13 protein-coding genes, 1 tRNA gene and 1 pseudogene are annotated in these 17,868 nt (G+C 71.8%); 6 read left to right on the top strand and 9 right to left on the bottom strand.

Annotation, left to right across the window (positions count from 1 at the left end; genetic code table 11):
* Positions 1-66 precede the first annotated feature (66 nt).
* The gene (gene ppc / locus ACX9I7_RS10705) at positions 67-2,790 is read left to right on the top strand and encodes a phosphoenolpyruvate carboxylase (RefSeq protein WP_387568643.1); all 2,724 of its coding nucleotides are present in this window, start codon (positions 67-69) and stop codon (positions 2,788-2,790) included.
* Between the two features lie 77 nt (positions 2,791-2,867).
* Here ppc and pth read toward each other — a convergent pair whose 3' ends face one another.
* The 6 genes and pseudogenes from pth to ACX9I7_RS10675 all read right to left on the bottom strand — a co-directional run bounded on the left by pth (position 2,868) and on the right by ACX9I7_RS10675 (position 7,471).
* Positions 2,868-3,458: an aminoacyl-tRNA hydrolase gene (pth, locus tag ACX9I7_RS10700; RefSeq protein ID WP_126914516.1), complete on the bottom strand. Its 591-nt coding sequence runs from the start codon at positions 3,456-3,458 to the stop codon at positions 2,868-2,870.
* 107 nt (positions 3,459-3,565) lie between these two features.
* Positions 3,566-3,847 (bottom strand): annotated as a pseudogene (locus tag ACX9I7_RS10695) (50S ribosomal protein L25); the annotation flags it as partial.
* A gap of 219 nt (positions 3,848-4,066) precedes the next feature.
* The gene (locus tag ACX9I7_RS10690; RefSeq protein WP_229356662.1) at positions 4,067-5,044 is read right to left on the bottom strand and encodes a ribose-phosphate diphosphokinase; all 978 of its coding nucleotides are present in this window, start codon (positions 5,042-5,044) and stop codon (positions 4,067-4,069) included.
* A 73-nt stretch (positions 5,045-5,117) separates the two neighbouring features.
* Complete coding sequence (gene glmU / locus ACX9I7_RS10685; RefSeq protein WP_459387148.1) at positions 5,118-6,575, bottom strand: bifunctional UDP-N-acetylglucosamine diphosphorylase/glucosamine-1-phosphate N-acetyltransferase GlmU; 1,458 nt, start codon at positions 6,573-6,575, stop codon at positions 5,118-5,120.
* A gap of 119 nt (positions 6,576-6,694) precedes the next feature.
* Positions 6,695-6,767 (bottom strand) — tRNA-Gln (locus tag ACX9I7_RS10680).
* A 23-nt stretch (positions 6,768-6,790) separates the two neighbouring features.
* Positions 6,791-7,471 carry a hypothetical protein gene (locus ACX9I7_RS10675; RefSeq protein WP_459387147.1) on the bottom strand — a complete coding sequence of 227 codons (681 nt, stop codon included), beginning with the start codon at positions 7,469-7,471 and terminating at the stop codon, positions 6,791-6,793.
* 167 nt (positions 7,472-7,638) lie between these two features.
* On the opposite strand from ACX9I7_RS10675, the gene ACX9I7_RS10670 reads away from it, so the two are divergent.
* Positions 7,639-9,021 (top strand): sensor histidine kinase, encoded by a 1,383-nt coding sequence (locus tag ACX9I7_RS10670; protein WP_459387146.1) that lies wholly within the window; start codon positions 7,639-7,641, stop codon positions 9,019-9,021.
* A gap of 53 nt (positions 9,022-9,074) precedes the next feature.
* Here ACX9I7_RS10670 and ACX9I7_RS10665 read toward each other — a convergent pair whose 3' ends face one another.
* Positions 9,075-9,581 carry an SUKH-3 domain-containing protein gene (locus ACX9I7_RS10665; protein ID WP_387568633.1) on the bottom strand — a complete coding sequence of 169 codons (507 nt, stop codon included), beginning with the start codon at positions 9,579-9,581 and terminating at the stop codon, positions 9,075-9,077.
* 9 nt (positions 9,582-9,590) lie between these two features.
* The gene (locus ACX9I7_RS10660; protein WP_189454440.1) at positions 9,591-10,121 is read right to left on the bottom strand and encodes a YwqJ-related putative deaminase; all 531 of its coding nucleotides are present in this window, start codon (positions 10,119-10,121) and stop codon (positions 9,591-9,593) included.
* 333 nt (positions 10,122-10,454) lie between these two features.
* Here ACX9I7_RS10660 and ACX9I7_RS10655 point away from each other — a divergent pair, with 333 nt between their 5' ends.
* The 3 genes from ACX9I7_RS10655 (at position 10,455) to ACX9I7_RS10645 (ending at position 15,103) form a co-directional block, all read left to right on the top strand.
* Positions 10,455-11,447 carry an SMI1/KNR4 family protein gene (locus tag ACX9I7_RS10655; protein ID WP_358630087.1) on the top strand — a complete coding sequence of 331 codons (993 nt, stop codon included), beginning with the start codon at positions 10,455-10,457 and terminating at the stop codon, positions 11,445-11,447.
* Positions 11,441-14,026, top strand: a complete 2,586-nt coding sequence (locus ACX9I7_RS10650; RefSeq protein WP_459387145.1) for an SUKH-4 family immunity protein — start codon at positions 11,441-11,443, stop codon at positions 14,024-14,026. Before ACX9I7_RS10655 ends, ACX9I7_RS10650 begins: the two co-directional genes overlap by 7 nt.
* A 186-nt stretch (positions 14,027-14,212) precedes the next feature.
* On the top strand, positions 14,213-15,103 hold the full coding sequence (locus ACX9I7_RS10645) for a coiled-coil domain-containing protein (RefSeq protein ID WP_387568626.1): 891 nt from the start codon (positions 14,213-14,215) through the stop codon (positions 15,101-15,103).
* Between the two features lie 63 nt (positions 15,104-15,166).
* Here the strand turns inward: ACX9I7_RS10645 and ACX9I7_RS10640 are convergent, their stop codons facing one another.
* Complete coding sequence (locus ACX9I7_RS10640) at positions 15,167-16,981, bottom strand: lytic transglycosylase domain-containing protein (RefSeq protein WP_459387144.1); 1,815 nt, start codon at positions 16,979-16,981, stop codon at positions 15,167-15,169.
* A gap of 461 nt (positions 16,982-17,442) precedes the next feature.
* Between ACX9I7_RS10640 and ACX9I7_RS10635 the strand changes: the two genes are divergently transcribed.
* Positions 17,443-17,868 (top strand): ABC transporter ATP-binding protein (locus tag ACX9I7_RS10635; RefSeq protein WP_459387143.1); only part of this gene is annotated, 426 nt, incomplete at its 3' end.

Genomic DNA, 17,868 nt, shown 5'->3' with positions numbered 1-17,868 from the left:
TGCCGTCGGACAGCGCGGTCCGCCACCCCTCCAGAAGTGCCGGAAACTCTGCAAGGAGCAGCACCTGTGAGCAGTGCCGACCAGACCAATGCCGCCCTGCGCGCCGACATCCGCCGCCTCGGTGATCTCCTCGGCGAGACCCTGGTCCGCCAGGAGGGTGAAGAGCTCCTCGACCTCGTCGAACGCGTACGGGCACTGACCCGCACGGACGGCGAGGCCGCCGCCGCACTCCTGGCCCGCACCGACCCGGAGACCGCCGCCAAGCTCGTCCGCGCCTTCTCCACCTACTTCCACCTGGCCAACGTCACCGAGCAGGTCCACCGCGGCCGCGAACTGCGCGCCCGGCGCGACGCCGAGGGCTCGATCCTCGCCCGCACCGCCGACCAGCTCAAGGAAGCCGACCCCGAGCACCTCCGCCAGACCGTCGAGAACCTCGGCGTGCGCCCCGTCTTCACCGCCCACCCCACCGAAGCCGCCCGCCGCAGCGTCCTCAACAAGCTCCGCCGCATCGCCGAACTCCTCGACACCCCCGCCACCGGCACCGGCGACAAGCGCCGCACCGACCTCCGCCTCGCCGAGAACATCGACCTGCTCTGGCAGACCGACGAACTGCGCGTCGCCCGCCCCGAGCCCACCGACGAGGCCCGCAACGCCATCTACTACCTCGACGAACTCCACGCCGACGCCGTCGGCGACGTCCTCGAGGACCTCGCCGCCGAACTCGACCGCGTCGGCGTCGGCCTCCCCGCCGGCACCCGCCCGCTGACCTTCGGCACCTGGATCGGCGGCGACCGCGACGGCAACCCCAACGTCACCCCCCAGGTCACCTGGGACGTGCTGATACTGCAGCACGAACACGGCATCACCGACGCCCTCGAACTCGTCGACGCCCTCCGCGGCGCCCTCTCCAACTCCATCCGCAACAGCGGCGCCACCGAGGAACTCCTCACCTCCCTCCAGCGCGACCTCGAAGCACTCCCCGAGATCAGCCCCCGCTACAAGCGGCTGAACGCCGAGGAGCCCTACCGCCTCAAGGCCACCTGCGTCCGCCAGAAGCTCGTCAACACCCGGGAGCGCCTCGCCAAGGGCACCCCCCACCAGGAAGGCCGCGACTACCTCGGCGCCGCCGACCTCCTCACCGACCTCCAGCTCATCCAGGACTCCCTCCGCGTCCACCGCGGCGGCCTCATCGCCGACGGCCGCCTGGAACGAGCCCTCCGCACCCTCGCGGCATTCGGCCTCCACCTCGCCACCATGGACGTCCGCGAACACGCCGACGCCCACCACCACGCCCTCGGCCAGCTCTTCGACCGCCTCGGCGAGGAATCCTGGCGCTACGCCGACATGCCCCGCGACTACCGCCGCAAGCTCCTCGCCAAGGAACTCCGCTCACGCCGCCCCCTGGCCCCCAGCCCGGCACCCCTGGACGCGGCGGGCGCCAAGACCCTCGGCGTCTTCGGCACCATCCGCGAAGCCCTGGAGAAGTTCGGCCCCGAGGTCGTCGAGTCCTACATCATCTCCATGTGCCAGGGCGCCGACGACGTCTTCGCCGCCGCCGTCCTCGCCCGCGAAGCCGGCCTCGTCGACCTCCACGCCGGCTGGGCGAAGATCGGCATCGTCCCCCTCCTGGAGACCACCGACGAGCTCAAGGAAGCCGACCGCCTCCTCGACGAAATGCTCGCCGACCCCTCCTACCGACGCCTGGTCTCGCTGCGCGGCGACGTCCAGGAAGTCATGCTCGGCTACTCCGACTCCTCCAAGTTCGGCGGCATCACCACCAGCCAGTGGGAGATCCACCGCGCCCAGCGGCGCCTCCGCGACGTCGCCCACCGCTACGGCGTCCGCCTCCGCCTCTTCCACGGCCGCGGCGGCACCGTCGGCCGCGGCGGCGGCCCCACCCACGACGCGATCCTCGCCCAGCCCTGGGGCACCCTCGAAGGCGAGATCAAGGTCACCGAACAGGGCGAGGTCATCTCCGACAAGTACCTGATCCCGGCCCTCGCCCGCGAGAACCTGGAACTGACGGTCGCCGCCACCCTCCAGGCCTCCGCCCTCCACACCGCCCCCCGCCAGTCCGACGAGGCCCTCGCCCGCTGGGACGCGGCCATGGACACCGTCTCCGACGCCGCCCACGCCGCCTACCGGCGCCTGGTCGAGGACAAGGACCTGCCGGCGTACTTCTTCGCCTCCACACCCGTGGACCAGCTCGCCGAACTCCACCTCGGCTCGCGACCCTCCCGCCGCCCCGACTCCGGCGCCGGACTCGACGGCCTCCGCGCCATCCCCTGGGTCTTCGGCTGGACCCAGTCCCGCCAGATCGTCCCCGGCTGGTTCGGCGTCGGCTCCGGCCTCAAGGCCGCCCGCGAAGCCGGCCTGGACACCGTCCTGGACGAAATGCACACCCACTGGCACTTCTTCCAGAACTTCCTGTCCAACGTCGAGATGACCCTCGCCAAGACGGACCTGCGCATCGCCAAGCACTACGTCGACACCCTCGTCCCCGACGAGCTCAAGCACGTCTTCGACACCATCCGGGCGGAGCACGAGCTGACCGTGCGGGAAGTCCTGCGCATCACCGGCGAGGACGAGCTCCTCGCCGCCAGCCCCGTGCTGCGCCAGACCTTCCACATCCGCGACGCCTACCTGGACCCGATCTCCTACCTCCAGGTGACCCTGCTCGACCGCCAGCGACGCGCCGCCGAACAGGGCCAGGACGCGGACCCGCTCCTGGCACGAGCCCTGCTCCTGACCGTCAACGGCGTCGCCGCGGGCCTCCGCAACACGGGCTGACCCCCTACGGCTGACCCCGTACGGAAACGCCGGACGGGCCGGGATCGTCGCGATCCCGGCCCGCCCGGCGCACCCGGTCACGAGTTGTACGTGCTCTGCGCCCGCTCCAGACCGTCCACGATCAGCGTCTCCACCGCGTCCGCCGCACGGTCGACCTCGAAGGCCAGCTCCTTGCGCTCGGTGGACGAGAAGTCCTTCAGCACGAAATCCGCCACCTGCATCCGCCCCGGCGGCCGGCCGATCCCGAACCGCACCCGGCAGTAGTCCGGCCCCATCGCCTTGGTGATGGACTTCAGACCGTTGTGGCCGTTGTCACCCCCACCGAGCTTCAGCCGCAGCTGCCCGAAATCGATGTCCAGCTCGTCATGCACCGCGACGATCCGCTCCACCGGCACCTTGTAGAAGTCGCGCAGCGCCGTCGTCGGACCACCCGACAAATTCATGAACGACATCGGCTTGGCGATCACCACCCGGCGGCTCCCCGGCCCCGGCGGACCGACCCGGCCCTCGACGACCTGCGCCCGCGCCTTGTGCGCCTTGAACTTGCCGCCCATCCGCTCCGCCAGCAGATCCGCGACCATGAACCCCACGTTGTGGCGGTTGCCCGCGTACTCCGGGCCGGGATTGCCGAGGCCCACGATCAGCCAGGGGCTGGAGTCGTCCGTCATGCGCATACCTCCTTCATACGCCAACCGCCGCCCAGCTCCGGCGAGGGAACGGGACGGCGGTCGGAAAGAAAACCCGCGAGGGGCGTGACTCAGGCCGGGATTCAGGCCTTGACGACCAGCAGGTCGACGTGCTCCAGGAAGCCCTTCAGCGGGTCGCGCTGGACCTGCTTGGGAACGACGACCTCGTTGCGGCCCTCGATGTCCAGGGAGAGGACGACGCCCGGGTTCTTCAGGGCCATCATCAGGTCGTGACCCGGCAGGGACACGTGAACCGGCTCGGCACCGTGGCCGTAGACGACGGCGGGAACCTGGTCGGCGCGACGGATACGGCGGGCGGCGCCCTTGCCGAAGTCGGTGCGGACGGTGGCGGCGAGCTTGATCTCAGCCATGGTGCACTCCTCGAGTAACAGCTGTTGTGGACGGTCACCCGGCCCACGACAGGCCTGCTACGAAGAGCGCGTCGATAACGGACCGCCGCACACTGCGAACAGCAGTGCGGCCTCCCTCGCCGAGCAACTCCAGGAGTCTACCCGGCGGGGGAGGCCGCTCAGAAATCGATCACCGCGTCACCGACGCGACTGCATGATCGTTACAGCACTCGGCCCGACTCAGCCCAGCTCGTCGAAGAGGCTCGTCACCGAACCGTCCTCGAAGACCTCGCGCACGGCGCGCGCGATCGTCGGCGCGATCGACAGCACCGTGATCTTGTCGAGCTCCAGCTCGTTCGGCGTCGGCAGCGTGTTCGTGAACACGAACTCGCTCACCTTCGAGTTCTTCAGACGATCCGCGGCCGGACCCGACAGCACACCGTGCGTCGCCGTCACGATGACGTCCTCGGCACCGTGCGCGAACAGCGCGTCGGCAGCGGCGCAGATCGTGCCACCCGTGTCGATCATGTCGTCGACGAGCACACACACGCGGCCCTTGACGTCACCCACGACCTCGTGAACCGTCACCTGGTTGGCGACGTCCTTGTCACGACGCTTGTGGACGATCGCCAGCGGCGCGCCCAGACGGTCGCACCAGCGGTCGGCGACCCGCACACGGCCGGCGTCCGGGGAGACGACCGTCAGCTTGTCGCGATCCACCTTGGCGCCCACGTAGTCCGCCAGGATCGGCAGCGCGAACAGGTGGTCCACCGGACCGTCGAAGAAGCCCTGGATCTGGTCGGTGTGGAGGTCGACCGTCAGCAGACGGTCGGCACCGGCCGTCTTCATCAGGTCCGCGATCAGACGGGCCGAGATCGGCTCACGACCGCGGTGCTTCTTGTCCTGACGGGCATAGCCGTAGAACGGCAGGATCACCGTGATGCTGCGGGCCGACGCGCGCTTCAGCGCGTCGATCATGATCAGCTGCTCCATGACCCACTTGTTGATGGGAGCCGTGTGGCTCTGCATCAGGAAGCAGTCGGCGCCACGCGCCGACTCCTGGAAGCGGACATAGATCTCGCCATTGGCGAAGTCGAAGGCCTTGGTCGGGACCAGGCCGACGCCCAGCTGGTGCGCGACCTCCTCGGCAAGCTCGGGGTGGGCGCGGCCGGAGAAGAGCATCAGCTTCTTCTCGCCGGTCGTCTTGATCCCGGTCACAGCACAGTCTCCTTGGATGTCGCTTTGTGTGCGCTTATCACGGTACGCCCCGCGCGGCGTGCCGGTGTCACGGTCACTGCTCGTCGCCGGTGTCCGGCAGGCCCGCGGAAGCGGCCTGCGCGGCCGCGCTCCCGGGACGCTTGCGGGCCACCCAGCCCTCGATATTCCGCTGCTGGCCACGGGCGACGGCCAGCGAGCCCGGGGGCACATCCTTGGTGATGACCGAGCCGGCGGCGGTGTACGCGCCGTCCCCGATCGTGACCGGAGCCACAAACATGTTGTCCGATCCGGTCCGGCAGTGCGAGCCGATCGTGGTGTGGTGCTTGGCCACACCGTCGTAGTTCACAAAGACGCTCGCCGCGCCGATGTTGGTGTACTCGCCGATCGTCGCATCGCCCACATACGACAGGTGCGGGACCTTCGTCCCCTCGCCGATCTCGGCGTTCTTCATCTCGACGTAGGCACCCGCCTTGGACTTCCGGCCCAGCCGCGTCCCCGGCCGCAGGTACGCGTACGGGCCCACGAGCGCGCCCTCGCCGATGACGGCGGAGTCCGCCACGGTGTTGTCCACCCGGGCGCCCGCGCCCACCGTCGTGTCCGTCAGCCGCGTGTTCGGGCCGACCTCGGCACCGGAGGCCACATGCGTGGCACCCAGCAGCTGGGTGCCCGGCTGCACCAGCGAGTCCGGCTCGAACGTCACCGTGACGTCGACCCAGGTCGTCGCCGGGTCCACGACCGTCACACCGCTCATCATCGCGTCGTGCAGCAGCCGCTCGTTGAGCAGCTTGCGGGCCTCCGCGAGCTGGACGCGGTTGTTGATGCCCAGGATCTCCCGGTGATCACCCGCGACGGCGGCACCGACCCGGTGCCCGGCCTCGCGCAGGATCCCCAGGACGTCGGTCAGGTACTCCTCGCCCTGGCTGTTGTCCGTCCGCACCTTGCCGAGCGCGTCCGTCAGCAGCTGGGCGTCGAACGCGAACACCCCGGAGTTGATCTCACGGATGGCGCGCTGCGCGTCGGTGGCGTCCTTGTGCTCGACGATCGCGGTCACGGCGCCGGTCGCCTCGTCCCGCACGATGCGGCCGTAGCCGGTCGAGTCCGGCACCTCGGCGGAGAGCACGGTCACGGCGTTGCCGTCGGCGGCGTGGGTGTCCGCCAGGCGCTTCAGGGTCTCACCGGTCAGCAGCGGGGTGTCGCCGCAGACGACGACCACGGTGCCGTCGAGGGCGATACCGCTGTTCGACAGCTCCTCCAGGCCCATGCGCACGGCGTGGCCGGTGCCGTTCTGCTCGTACTGGACGGCGGTACGGACCTCGGGGTCGATCTCGGCCAGGTGTGCGGAGACCTGCTCACGGGCGTGGCCGACGATGACGACGAGGTGCTCGGGGTCGAGCTCACGGGAGGCGGCGACGACGTGCCCGACGAGGGAGCGGCCGCAGATCGCGTGGAGGACCTTGGGGGTCGCGGACTTCATGCGGGTGCCCTCACCCGCTGCGAGGACGACGACGGCTGCCGGGCGGTTGGCGCTCACGGGTGTGCCCTTCGGCTTCGAGGGGGGTGGACATCCGCAGGATACCGGGGCGTTAGAAGGTCGAAACGCGCGCGGGTCCTGACCTGGGAGGTCAGGACCCGAGGGATTCGAACTTTAAGCTCCGCCGCCAGGACTCGAACCCGGACCGAAGAGCACCAAAAGCTCCCGTGCTGCCAATTACACTACGGCGGAAAGCAGGCCAAAACGGACGATTCCTAGATCGCCGTCTCGGCCCCCACTACTATGCCGTACCACCAGCCCTCGATGCGACGGTACAGATCGGCGCTTCTCAGAACGTCGATGACAAGGCAGCCGTGGTAGTCCTCGCCCACATTCTTGCGGACTGTCCTCGGGTTGTGTTTCTTCAAGGTCGTCTTCTTGAGCGCCGCGGTATCGATGCCGACCAGATCCGCCCAGAAGTGCTCGGACCGAGCGACATCGGCGTTCTCGTGGATCATCACGCGGTACTGGATCCTCTCCGGTTCCACGCCGAGCAGCGCCAGCCACGCCAGATACACGCGGATCATCCCGGGGTCGCTGTTGATGAAGGTGGCACGCTCGCTGAGCCGATGGGGCTTGCTCTTGGCGCCCTCGGACCAGTAGAGCCCGACTCCGACCAGGAAGAGTTCCCGCTCCGACATCCGGCCGATCTCGTGCGCGGCCTCCAGCTTCGTCTCGATCCGCTTGATCGCCTGAGCCCGTCTGTGCGGGGCCCAGCGGGCCTCCCGCATCTCGTGTAGCTGCTTCGCCGTCTTCTGCGGCTTGGGAAGATCCCGCACCCACAGCGACACCGAGCTCTTAGCCACACCCAGCTCGGCGACGATCTCGTCGTACGTCTTCCCGGCCAGCCGTAGCTCGCGGGCGCGGGTCTGCATGTCCGTCTTCGGTGGAACCATGACGCCAGCCTCCGCGCCCGGCCCCACCAGACGCATCGAATCCGCGATCGATTCAACAGTTCGGGCGAAACGTGCAGCTTTCGCCCCCGTTCGGATCCGCTCCGTGCACCCACGTGGCTCCCGCGCGCACGGGAAAACCGATGGCGCCCGCCCGTAGTCTGGGTGGTATGACCGCAACGGGGGCAATCGTGGAAGAGGGCGCGCGGGGCGCGCCCTCCGGGCCGTGGTGGTGGGCTCGGCGGCGGAGCATGGTGCTCGATGTGGCGCTGGCTCTGGTGTCGGCTCTGGAGTGTCTGCTGGAGGGCGTCTCCTTCGCGCACGAGGTGGGGATGCCCGCCGTGCTCGGGGGGCTCATAGGCGTGCCCGTGGGGGCCGCTCTGGTGGTGCGGCGGCGCTGGCCGGTCGCCGTGGTGCTGCTCTCCATAGCGACGACTCCGGCGGAGCTGGGTTTCCTGCTCGGCATCGTCGGTCTGTATTCGCTGGCGGCCTCCGAGGTGCCGCGGCGGATCATCGTGGTGCTGTCGGCGGCGTCGTTGCTGGGGACGCTGGTCGTGGCGGTGGCCCGGTTCCATCAGGACATGGCTCAGGACGGGTACCACCCCGGCTGGTGGTCGATGCTCGCGATCTCCGTGCTGCTGGCGCTGGGGCTGACCGCGCCTCCGGTGCTGCTGGGGTTGTACGTGGGGGCGAGACGCCGGCTGGTGGAGAGTCTGCGGGAGCGGGCGGACGGTCTGGAGCGGGAGCTGTCGCTGCTGGCCGAGCGGGCGGAGGAGCGGGCCGTGTGGGCCCGTAACGAGGAGCGGACGCGGATCGCCCGGGAGATGCACGACGTGGTGGCGCACCGGGTCTCGTTGATGGTGGTGCACGCTGCCGCGTTGCAGGCCGTGGCTCTGAAGGATCCGGAGAAGGCTTCGCGGAACGCGGGGCTGGTGGGTGACATGGGGCGGCAGGCGCTGACGGAGCTGCGGGAGATGCTGGGCGTGCTGCGGACGTCGCAGGACGGTGCGCCGGCTGCCGAGCGGCCGGGGGCGGCGGAGTCGCAGCGGCTGGCGGAGGTGGCGGTGGCCGCGTCGGCGCGGGTGCGGGCGGCGTCGGGTGCGGTGGCGGCGTCGGGTGGTCCGGGTGTTCCGGTGGTGGCCGTGGTGGACGGCGGGCCGACGCTGGAGGGGCTGGAGGACCTGGTGGGTCAGTCCCGGGAGGCGGGGATGGCCGTGGAGCTGTCGGTGGTGGGTGCGGAGCGTTCGTACGCGCCCGGTGTGGAGCGGACGGCTTACCGGGTGGTGCAGGAGGCGCTGACGAACGTCCACAAGCACGCGCCGGGTGCGAAGGCGGTCGTGCGGCTGGCGCACCGGGACGCGGAGGTGGCGCTGCAGGTGGAGAACGGGCCGTCGGACGGTGAGGGTACGGACGCGGGGCTGCCGAGTGGTGGCAATGGCCTGGTGGGCATGCGGGAGCGGGTGACGGCGCTGGGCGGGGTGTTCGTGTCGGGGCCGACGGACGCGGGGGGATTCCGGGTGTCGGCGGTCATTCCGGACACGGCGGCGGCGTAGGGGGTTCCGGGTGCGGGGGCTTGCCCCGCCCGGGCCGGTGGGCCCGGGCCCCGCTACAGCGGTGCGGCCGCCGACAGTCGTGAGGGCCTGACGCCCGTCACGAGCGTTCGGATCGCGTGGTCGATGTCGGAACCGAGGTACCAGTCCCCGGTGTGGTCGAGGCTGTAGACGCGGCCGTGGGCGTCGATGGCGAGGAGGGCCTGGCCGTCGAGTTCCTGGCCGAGGGGGCAGACCTCGGTGCCGAGGGCGCGGCCGAGGTCGGCGACGGTGCGGGCGAGGTGGAGGCCGTGGAGGGGGTCGATGTGGAAGGGGGTGGGGGCGATGTGGCGGCCCGGTCCGGTGCCGGTGATGTGCAGTCCGCCGAATTCCGCCCAGGCTTCGACGGCGGCGGGGAAGACGGTGTGCCGGTGTCCGGCGGGGGAGACGTGGGCGCGCAGTGCGTCGGCCCAGTTCTCGGCGGCCTTGATGTCCCAGCGGCCCGGTTGCCAGCCCGATTCGCGGAGGGCGGCGTCGACGGCGACGGGGAAGCGGTCGGTGGCGGTGCGGTCGAATGCGCGCATGGTGGGGGGTCAGCTCCTGCCGTTGGTGGGGGCGGCGGGGTCGACGGCCCGTACGCCGAAGTGGGCCAGGAGTTCGGTGCAGGAGCGGCAGGGCGGGGCGTAGCAGCCGTGGCGGGGGTCGCCGTCCTCGCGGATGTGGCGGGCGGTCACCTTGGCCTGTTTGAGGGCGCGGCGTGCTTCGCCGTGGGTGAGGGGTTTGCGGGCGGCGCGTTTGCTGCGGCCGGCTTCGTGGGCGGTGAGGTAGCGGGTGAGGAGTACGGCTTCGGGGCAGCGGCCGGTGAAGCGTTCGCGGCGTTCGTGGGTGAGGGTGTCGAGGAAGTCCTGGACGAGGGGGTGGAGTCTGGGCGGTTGGTCGGATTTGGCCGCGGTGCAGGTGAGTGTTTCGCCGCGGACGGACAGGGCGGCGGCCACGGCGGGCAGGAAGCCGTCGCGGCGGTGGAGCAGGGCGGGCGGGCGCTCGGCGTCCTCGGTGGAGCTCCAGGTGAGCCGGGGGTCGCCCGGGGCGCTGGCGTCGGTGTGCCGTTCCTGAGTCGTGTGCATGGCGGTTCTTCCCTCCCGTGCAATCCCCCTGTTGCGGGGATCAGACTGCCAAACGGGGCGGCGGGTGTGGAAGGCAGGTCGGGGTTGTACGGGTCTGGTGTGTCGAATGGTCACCGTGAGGTCACGAGTCGTCGCGTCCCGGTCGTCGGTGCGCGGGGTTCGTACGCATTCGCATACGGGTGCGGATCGGCGGGCGGGGGTGGTTCTTGCGGCAGCGCATAGGCTGTCGGGCACGAGTGTTCCCGGCGTTCGCCGCATGGCCGGGGTGTTCAGCAGTCCCGCGGGGCTCTTCGGGGTCCGGTGGGGGAGACAGTTCAGCAGGGGGCTTCCGCCATGACGACAGGTCGGCTCGGGCAGCAGGCCGCGCCACCGAACGCGGCCTATGCCGGGCAGGTCGTGCACTTCCCGGATCCGGTGCGTCGCAGCCGTCACCCCAAGGGTGTGCGCGTCGACGACGACGGTTTCCCGGACTTCTCGCCGTACGCGCGGGCGGCCGCGGAGATCGCCGAGCCGCCGGAGGGTTTCGGCGTCGACGAGCTGCGGCTGACCGACTACGTGTCGGCCAACGCCGCACAGCACGCCGAGGGGCATGAGCTGTGGGCGAGTCTGTCGCCGGTGGTGACGCCGCACGGCTGGACGTGGCACCACGTCGTGGGGACGCGTCGGCTGGAGCTGGTTCCCGTGGAGGTCAAGGCGTTGCTGCGGCACCACGGTGGGCTGGCGACGGCCGCCGTCGACCAGGAGAAGCGGGGGACGCGTCCGCTGCAGGAGACGCGTCCGGTGCATTTCGCGCTGCCGCAGCGGGATCTGGCGGTGACGGAGGAGCAGGTCCAGGGGGTCGAGGAGGATCTCGGCTACCGGCTGCCCGGTGCGTACCGGGCGTTCCTGAAGGCGGCGGGCGGCTGCGCGCCGGTGGGCGCGGCGCTCGACGCGGAGCTGGGGCTGTTGCTGGACCAGCCGTTCTTCACGGTTCGGGACGAGGCGGCGGTCAACGACCTCGTGTACGTCAACAAATGTCTGCGCGATCACTTCACCAAGGACTATCTGGGCGTCGCCTTCGTGCAGGGCGGTGTGCTGGCGGTGAAGGTCCGGGGCGAGGCGACCGGTTCGGTGTGGTTCTGCCCGTACGACGACGCGCGCGACCGTGACGGCTGGACGGTGCGGGACAGGGTGGAGCGGTTGCTGCTGCCTTGTGGTGAGGACTTCGACGTGTTCCTGTCGCGGCTGGCGGGTGGTCCGCCGGAGCTGGAGACGGTGGCGAACCTGATGGTGGACGGTGGCTTCGCGCACGCCGTCCCGGTGGAGGGACGATCGGCGCAATGGTGACGTTCGCGCAGGCGCAGGAGCGCGCGGAGCGCTGGGTCAACGGTGATGTGCCGGCTTATCTCCAGCGGGAGGTGCAGGTCCGGGAGTTCGATCTGGGCTTTGTCTGCTGGGCCGAGGATCGTGAGGACGGTCCTCGGGGCGACGGCGGCCGGGTGCGGCTGGTCATCGCGCGGGACAGCGGTGAGACGACGTTGTGGCCCGCGCTGCCGGTGGGCGAGGTGATCCGGCGGTACGAGGAGGAGTACGGGACGGTGGAGGAGCCGCCCGCGGCGGGGTCGGGTGACGCCGCGCCGCGGCGGCTCGACCTGGAGGCGACGTCGTTCCTGCTGAGTCCGCCGCAGTGGCTTCAGGACGCGGCGGACGCGATGGGGATTCCGGACCGGAGGTCGGGGTCCGGGTCGGAGTCGGGGTCGGGATCGTCGTCGCAGGTGTCGGTGCCTGTGCCGGGGCCGGTGCCTGTGCCTTCGCAGGCGGAGGCGGAGGCTGAGCCGGAGCGCGAGCCCGAGCCGGAACCTGTGCCGGAACCTGTGTCTGCGCCTGAGCCCGTGTCCGCGCCTGAGCCCGTGTCCGCGCCTGAGCCCGTGCCCGGGGTCGGGCTGGTCAAGGCGTCGGCTTCGGCGGAGGCCGAGCCGTGGGCGGGGGCGGACGTCCGTCCGGACGACGATGACGACGACCTGTCCGTCGGCCTGCCCGCGACGGTGCTGGCTCCCGCCCTTTCGGGCTCGGACCTCGACGACACCCCGCCGCCGAGCACGCGCCCGGAGGCCAAGACCGAGCTCCTGCCGCAGGGCAGCGCCCTGCCGCGCACGGCGATCGCCCCGGCGATCGACGGCCTGGACGCGCCGGGCGCGCCGGGTCAGCCCGGCGTGCCGCCGGTTCCGGGTGCGCAGGCGCCCGGTGTCCCCGGTCAGCCCGGCGTGCCGCCGGTTCCGGGCATGCCGGGTCAGCCTGGCGTGCCGCCGGTTCAGGGTGCCCCGGCTCAGCCGGGTGTCCCGCCCGTCCCGGCGCCGGGTGCGCCGGGGCAGGCCCCGGGCGCGCCGGTTCCGGGCGTCCCTGGTCAGCCCGGTGTGCCGCCGGTCCCTGGCGCTCCGGCGGCTGGTCCCGCCGCTGCCCCCCAGGCCCCCGGCACGTCGGCCCCTGCCGCCCCTGCCTCCGGCCCGGCCGGTGCCCCGCAGGGCCCCGGTGCCCCCGCCGCCCCCCAGGCCCCCGGCCGGGACGCCCACGCCGCCGCCACGATGCTGGCGAGCCCCGGCGGGCCCGTGCCCCCCGCGCCGCCCGGCGCGCCCGTGCAGCCCGGGGCCCCGCAGGGTCCCGGTGGGGTCGCTCACGCGGCGACCATGCTGGCGAGCCCGGGCACGCCCGGGATGCCGGGTGCTCCCGGCGCCCCCGCCGCGCCGCCGCAGCCGCCCGGTGGCGGTGTGCACGCGGCGGCGACGATGCTCGCCGGCCCCGGCACCCCCGGCCTCCCCGGCACGCCGCCGCAGGCACCCGGCACGCCGCCGCAGGCACCCGGCACGCCGCCGCAGGCACCCGGCGCGCCCCAGGCGCCCGCCCCCGCCTACGGCTACCCGCAGGCCGCCGCCCCCACCGGGCTGCCCACCGTCGGGCCCGGCTACATGGCCGTGCTCCGCTACCGTGCGCAGGACGGGTCCGAGCAGCAGATCATCCGGCGCAGCGCGCCGGGCACGCCGCACCCCGAGTGGCAGATCCTGCACGAGCTGCGGGCGATGAACGTGCCGCCGCAGCAGGTGCTGGAGCTCCACACGGAGCTGGAGTCCTGTGATCTGCCGGGCGGGTACTGCGCGCGGATGGTCCGGGAGACGTGGCCGCAGGTGCGGATCAGTCACACCGCGCCGTACGGGCGTGACCACGCCACCCGCCAGCAGGGCATGCGTCATCTGGTGGCGCATCAGGGTGAGCTGCACCAGGTGGCGGACGGTCCGGCGCGGCCCGCGCCGAATCCGGTGCCGGCGCCGCATCCGGGCCGGGTCCAGCCGGCGCCGCCGGTCGGGCCGGACGTGATCGGGCGGGAGCTGGCGGAGGCGTTCGGTCCGCAGGGTGTGTTCCGGTTCGACCAGCGGGCCGTGTCGCGGCAGGGCGTGCCGGAGGTCGTGGCGCAGACGCTGGTCTGGGCGGGGCTGCCGGTGGATTTCGGGCCGTTCTTCTGGGCGCAGGCGCAGCCGGGCCGGCCCGTGCCGACGCTGGCGGAGCTCGCGGCCGAGCGCGGGGTGCGGCCGGCGGCGGACGCGGGTTCGTACCTGGTGATGGGCGGGGACTACGGCCGTCAGCTGTGTGTGCAGTACGGTACGGCGCACATCGTGGCGGTGCCCCTTGAGGCGGGGCCGGACGGTCAGTCCGTGCCGCCGCAGTTCGTCAACACGAGCCTTCCCCAGTTCGTTCGCTCTTTGGCGCTGCTCGGGAAGATGTGGCGGTGGCGTTACGGGTTGACGCCGGAGCAGGCCGGGCGCTGGACCGTGGACTTTCAGGAGCAGCTGGCCGCGTTGGACCCGGCCGCTCTTGCCACGCCGGAGAACTGGTGGGCGGTGCTGCTGGAGCAGATGTGGGACGGTCTCTTCTAGCGGCCGGTCCAGCGGTCGGTGAGGCGTGCCCGGAGGGCGTGGTGTGCCCGGTCCCCGGTTCGGGACCGGGCGCCGGGCGTCGCGGAGTGTCGCGTCATGGGCGCTCCGGTTGTCCGGGAATGATGGACGCCGACCTGTCGCATACCGGATTTCCGGATATAAGGGGCTACAAGGATGAGTTCACCGGTGTCTCCTGACGGTTTCGCTGTCGTACGAGGCCGTGGTTACCGGCCCGAGCAGGTCGACCGCGCGGTGGCGGAGTGCGCTCGCCAGCGGGATTCCGCCTGGGAGCGGGCGGCTCGGCTGACGGTCCTGGCGCGGGAGATGGAGGACGAGGTGCGGCGCCTCGCCCAGGTCGTCGCGAAGCTTCCGCCGCAGACGTACGAGACGCTCGGTCCGCGTGCGCAGGGTCTGGTGACGACGGCGGAGCTGGAGGCGGCGGGGCTGCGGGAGCGTTCCGAGGCCGAGGCGCTGGGTCTTCAGGAGGCGGCGGAGTCCCACGCGCGTTCGGTGCGGGAATCGGCGCACGAGTACGCGGTGGCGGTGCGCGGGGAGGCGGAGGAGTGGGCGCGGCAGGCGCAGCTCGCCGCGCAGACGGTGGCGGACGATCTGCGGTCCACGGTGCGTCAGGAGACGACGCAGCGGCGTGAGGAGTCGCTGGCGGCGCTGAAGGAGATGCGGCAGCGCTGCGCTCACATCCTGGCGGAGCAGGAGAAGGAGCACGCCGAGCGGTGGGACGCGGCGGGGCGGGAGATCGCCGAGCGGGAGGCCGCGATGGACGCCCGGGTGGCGGCGCTGGAGGAGTACGCGCGGACGGCGCTGGGTGACGCGCGGCGCCGGTACGCGGACACGGAGGAGGCCGCGCGGCACGGCCAGGAGGACGCGGAGGCGCAGGCGGCGGCGGTGATCGCGCAGGCGCGGGTGCGTGAGGAGCGCATCGCGCGGGACACCGAGCGGGTGCTGCGGGAGCACGAGGAGCGGCGTGAGGAGCTCAAGTCGCACATGGCGCACGTCCGGCACAGTCTGGCGGCCCTGACGGGCAAGCCGGTGGCCGAGGACGTGGGGGCGAACGAGTAGCGAACGGCGGACGGCCCCGCCTCCCGTTGGACGGGGGGCGGGGCCGTCGTGCGTGTGCTCGCGCTACTGCTTCTTGGCGGGGGTCGCCGAGGGCGTGGCCGGGGCCGGGCTCTGTGTCGCGGTCGCGGGGGCCGTGACGGTCAGTTCCAGGTCGAGGATGGCGCCGTCGGTCGTGGTCAGGTGGAGGATGTACGTTCCGGCGTGCTCGTCCGTGAACAGCTTCGGCAGGGTGACGTAGCCGTTCTCGTCCGTCTTGACGAGGGTGACCCGGCGCTGCGGTGTGTCGCCGCCGTTCAGGAAGTACGGGCCGGTGGTGGCGGGGGTCTTCTTGTCGCTCTGCAGGATGGTGGCGGTGACCATCGCGCCGGCGGCGGCCTTGCCCTTGTCCTTGTCGACGGCCTTGAGCGTCACCTGCTCCTTGAAGGAGCTCTTCGGAGCGGCCGTCAGGTCGTCCTTGCCGTCGCGCTCCAGGGAGGTGGCGCGCGGGGCGGGTGCGGCCTTGACGGTGCCGGCGAAGTCGGTGGTGATCTTCGCGCCGCCCTTGCCGTCGACGGTGGCGCGCACGGTGAAGTCGCCGGCGATCCTGCCCGCGGTGAGCTTCGGGGCGACGGCCTTGCCGTCCTTGTCGACGGTGACGGTGGCGGTGCGGCTCTTGTCCTCGAAGCGGGCTTCGGTCCTCAGTCCGACGATCTCGAACGTGACGCGGGTGCCCGCCGGGGCGGCCTTTCCGTCGGCGGTCAGGGCGCGGACGGTGGGCTGGTCGGCGAAGGTCTCGCCCGCGGTGGCCGTCAGCTGCTCGTCGCCGACGCGGTCGAGGCGGGAGACGGCGGGCGGCTTGGGCGGGGTGGGCTTGTCGCCGCCGCCACCGGGCTTGTCCGGGTTGTCGGGCTTGCTCGGGGTGTCGGGTTTGGGCTTGGGCTTGTCCGGGGTCGAGGGCGTCGACGGCGTGCCGGGCCGGCTGGGCTTGGTGCCGTTCGTACCGCCGTTGCCACCGCTGCCGCCGTTGTTGCCGGTCGAGGGCAGCGGCGTGGGCTTCGGGCCGCTCCACGGCGGGGTCGGCCTGGGGGGCGTCCCGGTGCCGGTGCCGGTGTCGGGCGTGGTGCCGACCTGGCCGCTCTGGTACGTGCGCATCCAGGCGAGCACGGCGTTCACGTACTCGCGGGAGTTGTTGTAGCTGAGGATGGCCCGGTCGAGGTCGGCGGGGTCGCGCAGGTCCTTGCTCCCGGCGCAGAGGTAGCGGGCGGTGCCCGCGGCCGCGTCGAAGATGTTGTTGGGGTCGGCCTTGCCGTCGCCGTTGCCGTCGACGCCGTAGCTCTCCCAGGTGGAGGGGATGAACTGGGTCGGTCCCACGGCGCGGTCGTACTGGGCGTCGCCGTCCCAGCGGCCGCCGTCGGTGTCCTTGATCTCCGCGAACTGGCCGCCCGTCAGCCGGGGCCCCAGGATCTGTCTGTCCGTCGTGCCGTCCGAGCGCAGCCCGTAGGAGGCGGCGTGCTCGGACTCCACCTTTCCGATGCCGGCGACGAGCTGCCAGGGGATGTGGCAGCCCGGGTAGCGCTCGGCGGCGAGCTTCTCGGCGTTCTTGTAGGCGGCGAGGGCGGTCACCGGGATGCCCGTGCTGCCGTCGGGGGTGTCACCGCGGCCGGCGGGGGAGCCGGGCTTGCCGGAGGCGCCGGGGCGCGGGACGAGGTCGGGGAGGGTGAGGTTGGGGACGCCGTGCGGCTTCCGCTGCGGATTGTCGGGCCCGGGGGACGGGTCGCCGCCGAACGCGCCGCTGGCGGGGCTGGCGCCCACCGCGGCGGTCGTGAGGCTGGCGACGAGCAGAGCAGTGCACAGTCCCTGGCGGGAGACGCTCGCAGCGCGGGTACGAAGTATCTTCACGGAGGCTGCTTCCTCGGGAGACCGGCGGCCGTGTGAAGGGGGTTGCCCGTCTCCCCCCTCGGCCATAGACCCGAACACTAATTCCCAGTGGCCGCAGTTGTCTTGTCCGGGGACTGGCTTCACAGATTCTTCGCCGGCCCTTCCTCCGCAAGTGACCTTCCGGAGTGGACAGTTCCGCCTCGGTGCGTAGCGGATCTCCGGCTTCCGTCAGGGTCGGCCCCGCCAACCCCTAGGGGGTCCGCCGTACGTTCTCCTCCCCCCGGTTCGTACCGCAGGAGGAGGAGCGGGGCCCGGCCGGTGCCTAGATTTCTAGGGGCGGCCACAGTGCCGGGGTGGGGTTGTCCCCACCACCGAAAGACGGATTGGCACCATCGCCGCCGGCCCGCCTCGGCCAGCACCCTTGAACCCGTTACAGCGCCCCGTGCCGGGGCCCCCGCATGAGCTCATAGGAGAACCGCACCGTGACAACCGCTGTATCCATTCCCAAGGCCGGGGGCACCGGAGGTCGAGCGGCCGTCGCGGCGAGGGCCCGGCAGGTCGTCAAGGCGTACGGGTCCGGGGAGACCCGGGTCGTCGCCCTCGACCACGTGGACGTGGACATCGACCGTGGCCGGTTCACGGCCATCATGGGCCCCTCGGGCTCCGGCAAGTCCACGCTGATGCACTGCCTGGCCGGCCTCGACACGGTGACGTCGGGACAGATATTCATCGACGACTCCGAGATCACGGGCCTGAACGACAAGAAGCTCACGCGGCTGCGCCGGGACCGGATCGGCTTCATCTTCCAGGCGTTCAACCTGCTGCCGACGCTGACGGCCCTGGAGAACATCACGCTCCCCATGGACATCGCGGGCCGCAAGCCCGACCAGCAGTGGCTGGAGAGGATC

It is taken from the genome of Streptomyces sp. L500, assembly GCF_054551825.1.
The sequence above is the reverse complement of the archived record's forward strand: the minus strand, read 5'-3'. Positions and strand labels throughout refer to the sequence as shown.

Excerpts from the sequence above, each read along its gene's own strand:
- ACX9I7_RS10670 (WP_459387146.1), top strand. The coding sequence starts at position 7,639 with ATGACCGCAACGGGGGCAATCGTGGAAGAGGGCGCGCGGGGCGCGCCC.
- ACX9I7_RS10665 (WP_387568633.1), bottom strand. The coding sequence starts at position 9,581 with ATGCGCGCATTCGACCGCACCGCCACCGACCGCTTCCCCGTCGCCGTC.
- pth (WP_126914516.1), bottom strand. The coding sequence starts at position 3,458 with ATGACGGACGACTCCAGCCCCTGGCTGATCGTGGGCCTCGGCAATCCC.
- ACX9I7_RS10650 (WP_459387145.1), top strand. The coding sequence starts at position 11,441 with ATGGTGACGTTCGCGCAGGCGCAGGAGCGCGCGGAGCGCTGGGTCAAC.
- ACX9I7_RS10655 (WP_358630087.1), top strand. The coding sequence starts at position 10,455 with ATGACGACAGGTCGGCTCGGGCAGCAGGCCGCGCCACCGAACGCGGCC.
- ACX9I7_RS10675 (WP_459387147.1), bottom strand. The coding sequence starts at position 7,471 with ATGGTTCCACCGAAGACGGACATGCAGACCCGCGCCCGCGAGCTACGG.
- ACX9I7_RS10660 (WP_189454440.1), bottom strand. The coding sequence starts at position 10,121 with ATGCACACGACTCAGGAACGGCACACCGACGCCAGCGCCCCGGGCGAC.